Source organism: Embleya scabrispora (assembly GCF_002024165.1).
Classification (GTDB): Bacteria; Actinomycetota; Actinomycetes; order Streptomycetales; family Streptomycetaceae; genus Embleya; species Embleya scabrispora_A.
This window is the reverse complement of record NZ_MWQN01000001.1, coordinates 5,958,496-5,972,748: the sequence shown is the minus strand read 5'-3', so window position 1 is coordinate 5,972,748 and position 14,253 is coordinate 5,958,496. Positions and strand designations below refer to the sequence as shown.

11 protein-coding genes are annotated in these 14,253 nt (G+C 72.2%); 3 read left to right on the top strand and 8 right to left on the bottom strand.

Going from position 1 to position 14,253, the window contains the following annotated elements; genetic code table 11:
• Positions 1-164: 164 nt before the first annotated feature.
• Entirely contained in the window at positions 165-1,343 is a 1,179-nt protein-coding gene (locus B4N89_RS26195; RefSeq protein WP_161500813.1) for an MFS transporter, read from the top strand.
• A gap of 142 nt (positions 1,344-1,485) precedes the next feature.
• On the opposite strand, the gene B4N89_RS26190 is transcribed toward B4N89_RS26195, so the two are convergent.
• Both B4N89_RS26190 and B4N89_RS26185 read right to left on the bottom strand, forming a co-directional pair.
• Positions 1,486-2,649, bottom strand: coding sequence for a N(5)-(carboxyethyl)ornithine synthase (locus tag B4N89_RS26190; RefSeq protein ID WP_078978249.1), 1,164 nt, complete (start codon positions 2,647-2,649; stop codon positions 1,486-1,488).
• A gap of 60 nt (positions 2,650-2,709) precedes the next feature.
• Complete coding sequence (locus tag B4N89_RS26185; RefSeq protein WP_201260907.1) at positions 2,710-4,431, bottom strand: glycoside hydrolase family 13 protein; 1,722 nt, start codon at positions 4,429-4,431, stop codon at positions 2,710-2,712.
• A gap of 237 nt (positions 4,432-4,668) precedes the next feature.
• On the opposite strand from B4N89_RS26185, the gene B4N89_RS26180 reads away from it, so the two are divergent.
• A complete protein-coding gene (locus B4N89_RS26180; protein ID WP_078978248.1) occupies positions 4,669-5,175 on the top strand; it encodes a DUF2269 family protein in 507 nt (168 codons plus the stop codon).
• Between the two features lie 115 nt (positions 5,176-5,290).
• Positions 5,291-6,961 (top strand): sensor histidine kinase, encoded by a 1,671-nt coding sequence (locus tag B4N89_RS26175; RefSeq protein WP_201260906.1) that lies wholly within the window; start codon positions 5,291-5,293, stop codon positions 6,959-6,961.
• Here B4N89_RS26175 and B4N89_RS26170 read toward each other — a convergent pair.
• From B4N89_RS26170 to B4N89_RS26145, 6 genes are all read right to left on the bottom strand, one after another.
• Entirely contained in the window at positions 6,929-9,136 is a 2,208-nt protein-coding gene (locus tag B4N89_RS26170; RefSeq protein WP_078978247.1) for a xanthine dehydrogenase family protein molybdopterin-binding subunit, read from the bottom strand. The genes B4N89_RS26175 and B4N89_RS26170 overlap by 33 nt on opposite strands.
• Entirely contained in the window at positions 9,133-10,122 is a 990-nt protein-coding gene (locus tag B4N89_RS26165; RefSeq protein WP_078978246.1) for an FAD binding domain-containing protein, read from the bottom strand. The genes B4N89_RS26170 and B4N89_RS26165 overlap by 4 nt, the downstream gene beginning before the upstream one ends.
• A 5-nt stretch (positions 10,123-10,127) precedes the next feature.
• Entirely contained in the window at positions 10,128-10,610 is a 483-nt protein-coding gene (locus B4N89_RS26160) for a (2Fe-2S)-binding protein (RefSeq protein WP_078978245.1), read from the bottom strand.
• Between the two features lie 72 nt (positions 10,611-10,682).
• Positions 10,683-11,495, bottom strand: coding sequence for an ABC transporter ATP-binding protein (locus tag B4N89_RS26155; protein ID WP_235618793.1), 813 nt, complete (start codon positions 11,493-11,495; stop codon positions 10,683-10,685).
• Positions 11,492-13,243, bottom strand: a complete 1,752-nt coding sequence (locus B4N89_RS26150) for a dipeptide/oligopeptide/nickel ABC transporter permease/ATP-binding protein (RefSeq protein WP_078978244.1) — start codon at positions 13,241-13,243, stop codon at positions 11,492-11,494. The genes B4N89_RS26155 and B4N89_RS26150 overlap by 4 nt, the downstream gene beginning before the upstream one ends.
• Positions 13,240-14,208 (bottom strand): ABC transporter permease, encoded by a 969-nt coding sequence (locus B4N89_RS26145; protein WP_078978243.1) that lies wholly within the window; start codon positions 14,206-14,208, stop codon positions 13,240-13,242. Before B4N89_RS26145 ends, B4N89_RS26150 begins: the two co-directional genes overlap by 4 nt.
• Between the last annotated feature and the right edge of the window lie 45 nt (positions 14,209-14,253).

Genomic DNA, 14,253 nt, shown 5'->3' with positions numbered 1-14,253 from the left:
TGCGGCCGAGGCTCGTGGCCGAAGGCTCGTGCGGCCCGGGTCCGGGTTCTGTGGTCGTTTGGGCATCGGGCGTTCATATGGATCGCATACGATCCGGGCGGGGGCGGGTTCATCCGCGACGGGGCCCACACGATGCGGATGGGGACGACTGTGGGCGATCTCGCGTGATCGACGGCTCCGCGCCGGGCCTTGTCCGCGACCGGGCGACCTGGTCGTTGTACCTGCACATGGCCGCGTTCGGCTACTTCCTGTACTGCTTCGGCCCCTCCGTCACGCTGCTCGGTAACGAACTGGGCGTGAGCAACGCGGTGGCCGCGCTGCACAGTACGGCCTATGCGGCGGCGGGCGTGTTGATCGCGCTGCTCGGCGACCGGCCGATGCGCCGCTTCGGGCGCGGGCGCACGTTGTGGACCGGGTGTGTGGTGCTGTGCCTGGGTGTGCTCGCGTACTGCGCGGCGGCCACCGCGGCCGTGTCGTTGGGCGCGGCGCTGCTGTGCGGGTTCGGTGCGTTCCTGGTGGTGAACGTGGCCGGTACGGCGCTGGCCGACCACCACGGCCCGATCGCCGGGCCGAGCGCGCTCAGCGAGGCCAACGGCCTGGCGGCCGGCGTGGGTACCGCCGCTCCGCTGCTGATCGGCGTGATGGATTCCTCCGGCCCCGGTTGGCGCTGGGCCATGGTCGTGGTCCCCGTGCTCTTCGCCGCTCTGGCCCTGGTGTACGGCCGGACCCCGATCCCGGATCCACCCCCGCCGACCCGACCGACACCGGACCGTCCCGAGGCGCCGACCCGGGGGCTGCCGCGCGCCTACTGGTGGGCCTGGTCGTTGACGGTGTGTTCGGTGGCGGTGGAGTTCTCGTTGTCGCTGTGGGCCTCCACGCTGTTGCGCGACCGCACGGGGATGTCGGAGAGCGCCGCCGCCACCGCGATGACCGCCGTGGTGGCCGGCCTGTGTCTGGGTCGACTGGCGGGCGGGCGGCTGATGTTGCGCGTGCCGTTGGATCGGCTGTACGGCGGGGCCGTCGCGGTCAACCTGGTCGGTTTCGCGGTGTTCTGGACGGCCTCGGTGCCGTGGCTCGGCTATACCGGCCTGTTCCTCTCCGGCCTGGGCCTGTCCGTACAGTTCCCCCTCGCCACCGCGACGGCGATCCGCGCGGCGGGCGGGCGCACCGACCTGGCCGTCTCCCGCCTCGCCGGGGCCACCACCCTGGCCGCCGGCGGTGCGCCCTTCCTGCTCGGCGTGGCCACCGACCTGATGCCGGTCCGCACCGCGTTCCTGCTCCTGCCCATCCTGCTCCTGGCCTCGCTCCCCATCCTCCGCCAGGCCACCACCCCCCGCCCCTGACCCGGCACCCCGCTCGGGCCCGCAACACCCGCGCCACTGTTGCCGTGATCAGGGCCGATAACGGGTGTCTATGCGAACCCGGCAAACGCGAGTCGCACGAGCCGGAGATCCCTTCCAGGCGCCGACCGCCCCCGCCCCGGCCCTATGACCCGCCGGGTGAGACCCCCGCGCCCACCGCGCGGGCGTGTGGGTAGTCGGTCGAGCGGTTCTGGAAGGACAGGATCTTCGGGTTTCGGATCACGCCGTCGCGCATTTCGATCGCGTTGGCGATGGTCGCGTCCGCGTCCCAGGCGGTCGGGCCGGCCATGACCGTGTCGAGGTAGGGGACGAGGGCCTTGCTGATCTCCCACGTGGCGGAGTCCCACAGATAGGACGGGCTGTGGTCGACCGCGTAGTAGTGGCAGTTGTCCCCGACCGTGAAGGCGGGTGCGTCGAAGGTGGTCGGGTGGGCCCATTCGAAGCCCATGCCGTCGTCGCAGGAGACGTCGATGAAGAACGAACCGGGCCGATACCGCGGCAGATCCTCGTTGAGTACGAACGTCAACGGCGCGTCGGTGTCCTGCCGAATGCAGTTCACCACGATGTCGTAGCCGGCGAGGTGGCTGCCCAACGGCACCGGTCCGTCCTCGGTGAGCGCCTCCAGACGTGACGGGTCGTCCTCGCCGAAGCGGAAGTGACTCATCACGACCGAGGGCATCGGCGACGCCACCGCGACCGCGTCGCGCGCGGTCAACACCGTGACGTCCGAGATGCCCATCGCCTCCAGGGCTATCACCGCGCCGCGCGCCGTCGCGCCGAAGCTGAGCACCGCCGCGCGCATCCGGCGGCCGTAGCTGCCGGTCGCGCCGCCGAGTGCGAGGGCATGCAACACCGAGCAGTAGCCCGCGAGTTCGTTGTTCTTGTGGAACACGTGGACACTGAACGCGCCGGCCGCGGTCCAGTGATTCATCTCCTCCCACGCGATCATCGTCAGCTTGCGATCGATGCCCAGCTGGGTCATCGTCGGATCCTGCACACAGTGCGGCCAGCCCCACAACACCTGGCCGTCGCGCATCGCGGCCACGTCCTCGTGGGTCGGTTTGGGGAGCAGCACCACGTCACTCTCGGCAAGCAGGCGTTTGCGCGGAAGCAGGCCGGCCACGTGCCGCACGAGTTCCGCGTCGGCGACGCCGAAGCGCTCGCCGTAGCCCTCCTCCAGGAAGAGGTGTTCGCGGACGTCCGGCGCGATCCGCTCGACATGCAGCGGGTGGACCGGCAATCGGTGCTCGTTCTCCTTGAGTGAGGAGCCGAGAATGCCGAGAGTCATGCGGGTCCTGCGAATCATGAGATTCCTTTGGTAGACCCCCAGTATTCCCCACCCGGCCGGCTATCCCTTTCGCTGTACGCGGGCCTCCCACGGTTGCAGCACCGTCGGGTCGATCGCCGTGCCCACGTTGCCGAGGACGAGCGGGGCCGATGCCCACTCGCTCGCGAGCGCCGCCGGAAGCTCGACCGGCTCGCCGGTGAAGTTGGCCAGCGTCAGCAAGGTGGTGTCGCGGTGGCGCCGGGTGAACGCGTACAGCCGTTCGTCCTCCGCGAGCAGCATCGTGAAGTCACCGTGCACGACGGTCGGTTCACTGTGTCGCAGGGCGATCAGGCGCCGGTAGTGGTGGTACACCGACTCCGGGTCGGCCAGTGCCGCCGCCGCGTTGATCGTGGTGTGGTTCGGGTTGACCGGCAACCACGGTGTGCCGGTGGTGAACCCGGCGTGTTCGGACGCGTCCCACTGCATCGGCGTACGCGCGTTGTCCCGCCCCCGCGCCCGCAGTCCGTCCAGCACCCGTTCCGGATCCTCGCCGACCCGGATCGCCTGCCGATAGTGGCCCAGCGCCTCGATGTCCCGCACGTCCTCGATCGAGGCGAACGGCGCGTTGGTCATGCCCAGTTCCTCGCCCTGGTAGATGTAGGGCGTGCCCCGGTGCAGGTGCAGAACGGTGGCCAGCATCGTCGCCGAGCGCACCCGGTATCGAGGCCCGTCGTCGCCGAACCTGGACACCACCCGGGGCTGGTCGTGGTTGTTCCAGTACAGGCTGTTCCAGCCCACCTCGGCCAGGCCCGTCTGCCACCGGCCCAACGACTCCTTGAGCGCGGTCAGCCGCAGCGGCCGCACGTCGAACTTGTGCCGCCCGAAGTCCAGCCCCACGTGCTCGAATTGGAACACCATGTCCACCTCGCCGCGCGCCGGGTCGGTGAACAGCCGCGCCTGCTCCAGCGTCACCTCGGGCATCTCGCCCACGGTGAGCACCCGTTCCGGACGATCGGCGAATACCTCACGACGCATCTCCGCGAGGTATTCGTGCACCCGGGGCCCGCATACGTAGTACGGCGACCCGTCGCCGTACAGCCCGTCGCCCGCCGACTCGCCGTCCGGCAGGTCCGGACGCTTCGAGATCAGGTTGATCACGTCCATCCGGAACCCGTCCACCCCGCGGTCGAGCCACCAGCGCATCATCGCGTGGATCGCCTGGCGGACCTGCGGGTTCTCCCAGTTCAGATCGGGCTGCTTCGGCGAGAACAGATGCAGGTAGTACTCCCCGCTCGCGTCGTCGTACTGCCACGCCGACCCGGAGAAGAACGACCCCCAGTTGTTCGGCGCAGCCGAGTCCTCCCCCACGACCCCGCGCTCCGGCCGCCCGGGGCGCCACCAATACCAGTCCCGCTTGGCGCTGTTCGGCCCCTCGCGCGATTCCCGAAACCACGCGTGCTCATCCGAGGTGTGGTTGACCACGAGGTCCATCACCAGCCGCATCCCACGCTCGTGTACGGCGGCCACCAGCCGATCGAAGTCGGCCAACGTACCGAACATCGGCTCGATGTCCCGGTAGTCGCTGATGTCGTACCCGTTGTCGTCCTGCGGCGACGGATACACGGGCGACAACCACAGGACATCCACCCCGAGCCCGACCAGATGATCGAGCCGAGCCAGGATCCCGCCCAGATCCCCGATCCCGTCCCCGTCGGAGTCCGCGAAACTGCGCGGATAGATCTGATAGACCACCGCCGACTTCCACCAGGGCTCCTCCACCCACTCCCCGTCACCACTCGCCACGCCCCACCAACCCCTCTCCCGAAGCACGAAGCACGAAGCACGAACACGAAGCACGCGGAGCGCCCGGAGCACCCCGGCCCCTCCACTGTCACCCGCCGGCCGCCCCCGCGTCCGCGAACCCCGGATTTCAAGCGCGGCACGCGGGGGCCGGCGGCGCGGCAGCCCTTGGCGATAATCCGTTGGCAAGTGGCACCGTTGCCACTCCTGTCGGGCAGGGGTGAGTTTTAGCCTCGGCGGGTGACCAAGTTTCTGCTTGCCGTACATGTGCTTGCCGCGATTTTGGCGGTCGGGCCGGTGACCGTTGCCGCGAGTATGTTCCCGCCCGCCGCCCGGAAGGCGCGGGCCCATCCGGAGGACGAGCAGGCCGCGGCCGTGGTGCGCGGGCTGCATCGGACCTGTCGGATCTACGCGGTCGTAGGCGTGGTGGTGCCGGTCTTCGGGTTCGGGGTCGCCGTGCAGATGGGCGTGGTGGGGGACGCGTGGCTGGTCGTGTCGATGGTGTTGACCGCGATCGCCGCCGCGCTCCTCGGGTCGGCGGTACTGCCCCGACAGAGCGCGCTGCTGGCCGACATCGGGACGGCGGACGACGGAACGGCCACCGCGACGGCCCCGGCCGCCGATCCCGTGTCCCCCTTCCACCGCGCGACCGTGCGCCTGGGCATGCTCACCGGCGTGTTCAACCTCCTCTGGGCCACCGTGACCGTCTTGATGATCGCCCGGCCGGGATCCTCCACCGGCGCCTGATCCCCCGCCGCCCGGCAGGTGCAAAGATCGCCGTTTCGGGCAGGTATCGGTCCTCGCACGATGTCCGGTCCGCCGCCGGCGGGCTCGGCGCGATGGGCACGATGGGGACGGTGTGGTGGAGCGACACGAGGGGGGCGGCGCCGGGTCGGGGGCGCCGCGGATCGGAACGCGGCGGCACGCCTGGGACACCAGACGTTGGCTGCTCGTCGGGGTCACCACGACGCTGGTCGTATCGGCCCTGCTCTCGGCGCTCGGCGCGTGGGTGTTCTCGCACTCCACCGCGGTGAACGGACGGCTGGTGGACTACAGTTCGCCGGCGCTGATCGCCGCGGTGCGCCTGGAGACGGCGTACGCCGACCAGGACGCCGCGGTGCGCGGCTACGTGTGGACCGGCGACGCCTCGCTTTTGGACGGCTACGCGATGGGCCGCGCCACCGAGCAGGAGCAGGCGGCCGTACTGCGCGAGCTGTTTCGCGACGACCCGACCGCGAGCAACGAGCTGCGGGTGGTGCAGGAGCGGGCGCGGGCGTGGCAGGACCGGGTGGTCCGGCCCGTGCTCGCCGTCCCGCCCGGGAGCGAGCCGCCGGCGGAGGTGCGCGCGGCCGTCGCCGACACCTCCGCCTATCCGGCGCTGCGCACCGCCGCCCGCGAACAGCAGCACCGGCTCCAGCGGCAGCGCGACAGCGCCAGGGCCGACCTCCAGGACGTCCGCGATCTGCGCACCTGGGTGTTCAGCGGGATCGCGCTGGTGGTCGTGGGCGGCGCGATCATGGTGTTCGCGGGGTTGCGGCACGGCGTGACCCGGCCGATGAGCCGACTGGTGGCGGACGCCAACGCGGTGGCCGGGGGCGACTTCCGGCATGAGATCACCCCCACCGGCCCCGCCGACCTGCGCGCGCTGGCCGACGCGATGGAGGCGATGCGCCGCCGACTCGCCGACGAATTGGCGTTCTCCGACGACACCCGGCGCCGCCTGGACGAGCAGGCCACCGAACTGCGCCGCTCCAACGCCGACCTGGAGCAGTTCGCCTACGTCGCCTCGCACGATCTCCAGGAGCCGCTGCGCAAGATCGCGAGCTTCTGCCGCCTGCTGGACAAGCGATACCACGGGCAGCTGGACGAACGGGCCGACCGCTACCTGGACTTCGCGGTGGACGGCGCGGTGCGGATGCAGACCTTGATCGACGACCTGCTCGCCTTCTCCCGGGTGGGCCGCAGTCCGGCGACGGAGACGTCGGTGGACCTGAACGCCGTGTACGAGACGGTGATCGGTGATCTGGATCTGGCCATCCGGGACGCCCACGCCGAGGTCCGGCACGATCCGCTGCCCACCGTGCGCGGCGACCGCACCCAGCTCTCCCTGGTCATGCAGAACCTGATCGCCAACGCGGTGAAGTTCCGCAAGCCGGACCGGCCGGTCCGGGTCTCGGTCGAAGCCGAGGCGATGGACGGCATGTGGCGGATCTCCGTATCCGACGACGGCATCGGCATCGATCCGTCCCAGGCCGACCGGATCTTCGTGATATTCCAGCGCCTGCACACCCGCGAGGCCTATTCGGGCAACGGCATGGGCCTGGCGATGTGCAAGAAGATCGTCGAATTCCACGGCGGCACGATCGGGTTGGACCCCGAGTACACGACCGGTACCCGCATCGTGTTCACCCTCCCGTCGGCCGACGGACCCGACGCCGAACGCCCCGGCCCCGAGACCGCGTCCGAGCGCCGCACGGCCCACCGTGGCGGGAAACCCCGGTCACTCGCCGAAGTCCCCCCACCCCAGCCCTGACCCGGCCGCCACCACCCGGTCCGGCGCGATCGGCAACGTTCGCACCCGTACCCCCGTCGCGTGGAAGACCGCGTTGGCGACCGCCGCCGCCGCGCCGACCACGCCGATCTCGCCCGCGCCCCGCGCGCCGACGTCGCCGATATGCGGGTCGGGGACGTCCACGAACAGCACGTCGAGCGCGCCGACATCGGCGTTCACCGGCAGGTGATAGCCCGCCAGGTGCGGTTCGACCACGTGCCCCCGGCGCGGGTCGATCGTGGTCGCCTCCATCAACGCCTGGGCCAGACCGAAGGTCATCCCGCCCAGGAGTTGGCTGCGCGCCGTGCGCGGATTGATCACCCGGCCGATGTCGAACGCGCCGACCATCCGCCGCACCCGCACCACTCCGGTCAGCGCGTCCACCGCGACCTCGGCGAACTGCGCGCCGAACGAGTGCACGGCGTAGGGCGATCCGGCGTCCGGATGGGCGTGGCCGATCGCCGAGATCGACGGCGAGCCGATCCGGGACAGCTCGCCCACGAAGGTGTCGGGGCCGAACTCGATCCCGGCGATCTCCCGCCCGTACAGCGGCGATTCCGGGTCGGCCAGGGCGCCGGCCAGCAGGTCGTCCCGTACCGATTCGCAGGCCCGCCGGATCGCCGGGCCGACGTAGGCCACGGTCTGGGAGCCGATCGAGGGTGGCGCCTCGGGCAGTTCGCTGTCGCCGAGCCTGACGAAGATGCGATCCGGCCCGATGCCCAGCACGTCGGCGGCGATCTGCGCGAACACGGTGTACGTCCCGGTGCCGATCTCGTGCGAGGCGACGCCCACCACGGCGGTGCCGTCGACGCGCAGTTCGGCATAGGCCGCGGCCGGCCCCGGGTCCATCTCGTGCGTGGCGCTCGCCATCCCGCTGCCGATCAGCACATCGCCGTCGCGACGGGTGCCCGGCGTGCGGTCGGTGGGGTCCCAGCCGAACCGCTCGGCGCCCAGGCGGTAACACTCGCGCAGGTGTTTACCCGACCACGGTCGACCCGACGAGGGATCGGTGTCGGCGTGATTGCGCAGCCGCAACTCCACCGGGTCGAGTCTCAGTTCGTGCGCCAACTCGTCCAGGGCCGACTCCAGCGCGAACGATCCCGGGGCGCGGCCGGGCGCACGCTGGAAGGTCGGCGGCTGCATGTCGAGCCGCACGATGCGCTGCCGGATCGTCACGTTCGGGCAGGCGTACAACATCGCGGTCGGCCCGCCGGTGTTCTCCACCACGTTCTCCCCGAAGGACGTCGCCGTGGTGCCGTCGTGGGCGATCGCGGTCAACCGGCCGTCCCGCCGCGCGCCGAGCACCACCCGCTGCCGGGTGGGCGGGCGCACGCCGCACGAGGTGAACATCTGCGGCCGGGTGAGCGCGAGGCGCACCGGTCGGCCGACCAGCCGCGCCGCCGCCGCGGCCAACAACACGTGCGGCCACACCGTGCCCTTGCTGCCGAAGCCGCCGCCGACGAACCCGGACAACACCCGAACGTCCTCGGGCCGCAGCCCGAATGCCTCGGCCAGCGCCGCGCGCACCCCGAAGACGTACTGCGTCGAGTCGTAGACGGTGAGCCGATTGCCCGTCCAGCGCGCGGTGGTGGTGCACGGCTCCATCGCGTTCATGTGCTGCGGCGGGGTCTCGTAGTACGCCTCGACCGTCGCGTCGGCCACCGCCAGACCCGTGGCCAGGTCGCCCCGGACCACGTCCTCGCGACCCGGCGGAGTCTGCGCAATCGCGTCCTCGATCCGCGTCAGCGGTGCCTCTTCCCGATAGCGCATCCGGATCGACTCGGCGCCGGCAACCGCCTGCTCCCGGGACTCCGCGACCACCATCGCGACATGTTGCCCGTGGTGGTGGATCACCGCGTCGGACAGCGGTGTCCGGCCGTCGCCCATCGGCCCGCCGTCCGCCGAGTAGAAGGACGCCACCGGGCCGATGCCCAACGAGCCGTCGGAGGCGCACACCGCCAGCACACCGGGCGCGCGCTCGGCGGCGGCGACGTCCGTCTCGAGGATCCGGCCCTTGGCGACGGTGCTCTGCACCAGCACGGCGTGGGCGAGATCGGGCAGGACCGTGTCGCCGGTGTACATCGCGGTACCGGTGACCTTGACCGGGCCGTCCACCCGCGTCAGGGGTCGGCCGATCCACGCCTGTTCCGGGCTCATCCGCGTTCCCCTTCCCCGGCGGTCAGCGTGGTCAGCGCCCGGGCGACGACGCGACGGATCAATTCGACCTTGTACCCGTTGTCCCGCAGCGGCCGGGCGCCCTCGGTGGCCGCCTCCCCCGCCCGGGCGAACGCGGCGGTGCTCGGCGGCGCGCCGATCAGCGCGGTCTCGGCCGCGACCGCCCGCCACGGCGTGGTCGCCACACCGCCGAGCACGATCCGGGCGTCGTGAACGGTGCCCTCACGGACGTCCAGGGCGACCGCCACCGAGCACATCGCGAACGCGAACGAGGCCCGCTCGCGCACCTTGAGGTAGTACGAATGGGCACCCAGTGCCGTCAGCGGCACCTCGACCCCGGTGATCAACTCGCCGTGCACGAGCGTGGTCTCCCGCTCGGGGGTGTCCCCCGGCGGCAGATGGAAGGCGTCGATCGGCTCCTCGCGCGGGCCGCCGGGCCCGTCGATCCGCACCCGGGCGCCCAGCGCGAGCAGCGCGACCGCGAGGTCGGACGGGTGGGTGGCGATGCACCGCTCGCTGGTCCCGAGCACCGCGTGCCCCCGGTGGTCGCCGTCCAGCGCCGCGCAGCCGCTCTCCGGCAGCCGCTTGTTGCACGGCATCGACGGGTCGCGGAAGTAGCCGCACCGGGTGCGCTGCATCAGGTTGCCGCCGAGCGTGGCGAGGTTGCGCAGTTGGGGCGAGGCGCCGGCGAGCAGGGCCTGCGCGAGCACCGGCAGGCGCTCGGCCACCACGGGGTGCGCGGCCAGGTCGCTGTTGCGGACGAGGGCGCCGATCCGGAGCGTGTCGCCGTCGGGCCCGATCCCGCCCAGCGGCAGCCCGCCGATGTCGACCAGCCGGGCCGGGTCCGCCACACCGCACTTCATCAGGTCGACGAGGTTGGTGCCGCCGGCGATGTACATCGCGTCCGGGCCCAGCTCGGCCCAGGCATGCGCGGGTTCGTCCGGACGGGTGTAGGTGAAGGGACGCATCGCGGCTACCGCCCGGCCGCGGCGGCGATCGCCGTGACGATGTTCGGATACGCGGCACACCGGCACAGGTTGCCGCTCATCCATTCGCGGATCTCGTCGTCGTCCCCCGCGTGGCCCTCGTCCAGCAGCGCGACCGCGGCCATGATCTGCCCGGGCGTGCAAAAACCGCACTGGAACGCGTCGTGGTCGACGAACGCCCGCTGTACGGGGTGCAACTCCCCCTCGGGATCCCCGCCCAGGCCCTCGATGGTGGTCACCTCGCACCCGTCGTGCATCACCGCGAAGGTCAGGCACGAGGTGATCCGGCGACCGTCGAGCAGCACGGTACAACTGCCGCACTGGCCCAGGTCGCAGCCCTTCTTCGGGCCGGTCAGCCCGAACTCGTCGCGCAGCGCGTCCAACAGGGTGACGCGCGGGTCGACGCGGATCCGGCGCGGGTCCCCGTTGACCCGCAGTTCCACTTCGTCGGCGGCGGCCTCGATCGACATGGTCCCTCCGGGGTGGGCGCACCCGAGCCGTGCCGACCCGGGATCAGCGCTGCTACCCGCCCTCCACGCGCGCTACACGACCGACCCCCTCGGCGCGGGCAGCGTGGGGACCGCCGCGAGCAGGGCCCGGGTGTACGCGTGGCCGGGGTCGCCCAGGACCCGCGCCGTCGGGCCGGACTCCACGGCCTCGCCCGCCTTCAGGACCAAGACCTCGTCGCACAGGTGTTGCACCACGCCGAGGTCGTGCGAGACCAGCACGAGGGACAGGCCGAGTCGGGTTTTGAGGTCGCCGAGCAGATCGAGGATCTGCGCCCGGACGGACACGTCGAGCGCGCTGACCGGCTCGTCGGCGACCAGCACGCGCGGGGCGGGGGCGAGGGCTCGGGCGATGGCGACACGCTGCCGTTGGCCGCCGGAGAACTCGTGCGGGTACCGGTCGCGCGTGTCGGGGTCCAGGCCGACGGCGGCCAGCACCTCGTCCACCCGCGCGTCGTGGTCGCCGGCGACGCCCAGGCATTCGAGCGGTTCGGCCACGATGTCGCGCACCCGCGCGCGGGGGTCGAGCGAGCTCATCGGGTCCTGGAGCACGATCTGCACCTCGCGCCGGAACCAGGTCAGGCCGCGGGCCGGCCCGGGTCGGACCTCGCGGTCGCGGTAGCGGACCGTGCCGCCGTCGGCCCGGTCCAGGCCGAGCAGCAGCCGGATCAGGGTGGATTTGCCCGCGCCGGACTCGCCGACCACGCCGAGCGCGCCGCCCTCGGCCAGCGCCAGATCCACCCCGCGCAGCGCGTACCGCCGCCCCGGTGGGGCCCACAACGAACGACGCGGCAGCCGATACGTCCGGGTCAGGCCCTCGGCGCGCAGCAGTACGGCGGGCGCGGTCACGACGCGGCCTCCACGGAGTCGGTGGGAATCTCGGTCGGCGCCTCGATCGGGGTGAACGCCGTCGCCCGCGCGGCGGCGAGGAGCGCGCGCGTGTAGGGCGCGCGCGGGTCGTGCAGGATCGTCCGCAGCGGCCCCTGTTCGACCGTACGCCCGCCGCGCAGCACCGCGATGCGATCGCTCACCGACGACACCACCGCGAGGTCGTGCGTGATGAACAGCAGCGCGGTGCCCTGCTCCCGGGCCTGCTCGTCGAGCAGCGCGAGGATGTCCCGCTGTACGGTCACGTCCAGCGCGGTGGTCGGCTCGTCCGCGATCAACAGCGCCGGTCGGCAGGCCAGGGCGATCGCGATGCCCACCCGCTGGCGCTGCCCGCCGGAGAGCTGGTGCGGCCGGGCCCGGACCAGGTCGGCCGGATCCGGCAGGCCCACCCGCGCGGCCAGCTCGATCGCCGCCTCGTCGGCCCGACGGCGGGTCAGGCCCCGGTGCAGGCGCAGCGGTTCGGCGATCTGCCGGCCGACGCGCATGGTCGGGTCGAGCGCGGTGAGCGGTTCCTGGAAGACCATGGCGACCCGATCGCCGCGAATGCGGGCGAGTTCGCGCTCGGAGCGGCCGAGCAGTTCGGCGCCGTCGAGCCGGATGCTGCCGGTGACCTCGGCGCCCTCGGGCAGCAGGCCCAGCACGGCCAGCGCGGTGAGCGACTTGCCGGAGCCGGACTCGCCGATCAGGCCGAGCCGTTCGCCGGGCGCGAGGGTCAGGTCGACGCCGTCCACCACGGTGCGGCCGGCGATCCGGATGGTGAGGTCGGTGATCTCCAGGAGCGCGCCGTCGACCGCGGCGGGCGGGCGGGTCGCCCGCACCGCGCGCTCGACGTCGGCCTTGGCGACCGGCCCCGATCCCCCGTGCCGCAGGCGCGGATCGGTGGCGTCGCGCAGCGCGTCGCCGAGCAGGTTGAAGCCCAAAACGGTGAGCGCGACGGCGAGTCCGGGCCAGACCACGAGCAGCGGCCGGGCCGAGATGTAGGGCTGTTGGTCGTGCAGGATCCGGCCCCAGGACACGGCCGGCGCGGGGCTGCCGTACCCGAGGTAGGACAGCGCGGCCTCGGTCAGCGAGGCCACCGCCATCACCAGCGAGAGCTGGACCAGCAGGGTCGGCGCGATGTTCGGCAGGATGTGTCGCCGAACGGTGCGCCACGTGCTCGATCCGCTCGCGGCGGCGGCCAGGACGTAGTCGGTACCGGCCACCCGCTCGATCTCGGCCCGGGCGATCCGGGCCAGGTGTACTCCGAACGCCACGCCGATCGCGCTCGCGGCGGTCCACACCGACCCGCCGAACACGGCGGCCAGGATCATCGCGGTGAGCAGCGCCGGGAACGCGATGGCCACGTCGACCAGTTGCACCACTCCGGCCGCGACCCGGCGCGGCCCGAGCGCGGCCGCCAGCGCCAGTGGCACGCCGAGCGCGGCGGCGATCCCGGCCGAGCCGAGCGCGATTGCCAGGGTCTCCCGGGAGCCGGCCAGGATCAGGCTGAACTGGTCCCGTCCGAGCATGTCGGTCCCGAGCACGTGTCCGTCCGAAAACGGGAGCAGCCAGGGCGAGTTCGGGTCGACGGCGGTCGGGTCGTACGGAGTCCACACGAGCGACAGCAGCACCGCGCCGACCAGGATCGCGACCAGCGTGCCGCCGATCAGGCCGTTGCGGTCGCGCAGCAGCGCGCGCACCACCGGGCCGCCGGCGTCTCGCGCCCTCATCCGGACACCTCCCGGACCCGAACGTCCGCCAGGCGCGGGTCGATCAGCCGTTGGGCGATGTCCACCAGGAACCCGACGAACAGCACGATCGCCACCAGGAGCATCACCTCGCCCTGCACCTTGACCAGGTCCCGGTTGCCCACGTCGGCGACCAGCATCGAGCCGACGCCGGGGAGGGTGAACACCTTCTCCACCACGATCGCTCCGACCAGGAGGGCGGCGACCTGCACACCGAGCATGGACAACACCGGCCCGGCCGCGTTGCGCAGCCCGTGCCGAAGCAGCGCGCCGGTGCGGGTGCGCCCGGCGGCGCGTGCGGTTCGCAGGTAGTCGCGGTGCAGGACGTCGAGCGTGGCCGAGCGCACGAAGCGCAGCAGCACCGCGCCCTCGGACAGGGCGAGGGTCAGCGTCGGCAACACCAGACTGCGGCTCGCCTCGCCGGGGTCGGCCCAGCCGTCCACGGGGAAGCCCTGGGCGGGCAGCAGCGGGGTCTGCACGGCGAACAGCAGGATCAGCAACAGGCCCACCCACAGCGTGGGCAGGGCAATCCCGAGCTGGCTCGCCACGCTGATCGCGGTACCGTCGCGCCGCTCTCGGCGCACCGCCGCGAGCATTCCCAGCGGTACCGCGAAGGCCAGCGCCAGGGCCAGCGCGCCGAGCACGAGCGGGCCGGTGACCCGTAGTTTCTCGCCGAGTTCGCCGGTGACCGAGGAGCCGTTGAGCTGCGAGTGGCCGAGGTCGCCGGTGGGTACCTCGGTCAGCCAGGTCCAGTACTGCACGATCAGCGGCCGATCGAGGCCCAAGTCGTGCCGAATGGAACGCAGTTGCGCCTTGTCGGCGGTGATGCCGCCGACCGAGGCGGCGGCGTCGCCGGGGAGCAGTCGCAGCAGGGCGAAGGTCAGGATGCTCGCGCCGAGCAGGGACAGTGCGAGCAGTCCGAGCCGGCGCACGACGAACACGGTCATGCCGGACCCCGATCCGGGCCGGGTCGCGACGGCCGGGCGCGCGGC

Bases quoted from the DNA above. Each gene is read 5' to 3' on its own strand.
- B4N89_RS26190 (WP_078978249.1), bottom strand. From the start codon at position 2,649: ATGACTCTCGGCATTCTCGGCTCCTCACTCAAGGAGAACGAGCACCGA.
- B4N89_RS26170 (WP_078978247.1), bottom strand. From the start codon at position 9,136: ATGAGCCCGGAACAGGCGTGGATCGGCCGACCCCTGACGCGGGTGGAC.
- B4N89_RS26165 (WP_078978246.1), bottom strand. From the start codon at position 10,122: ATGCGTCCCTTCACCTACACCCGTCCGGACGAACCCGCGCATGCCTGG.
- B4N89_RS26160 (WP_078978245.1), bottom strand. From the start codon at position 10,610: ATGTCGATCGAGGCCGCCGCCGACGAAGTGGAACTGCGGGTCAACGGG.
- B4N89_RS26150 (WP_078978244.1), bottom strand. From the start codon at position 13,243: ATGAGGGCGCGAGACGCCGGCGGCCCGGTGGTGCGCGCGCTGCTGCGC.
- B4N89_RS26145 (WP_078978243.1), bottom strand. From the start codon at position 14,208: ATGACCGTGTTCGTCGTGCGCCGGCTCGGACTGCTCGCACTGTCCCTG.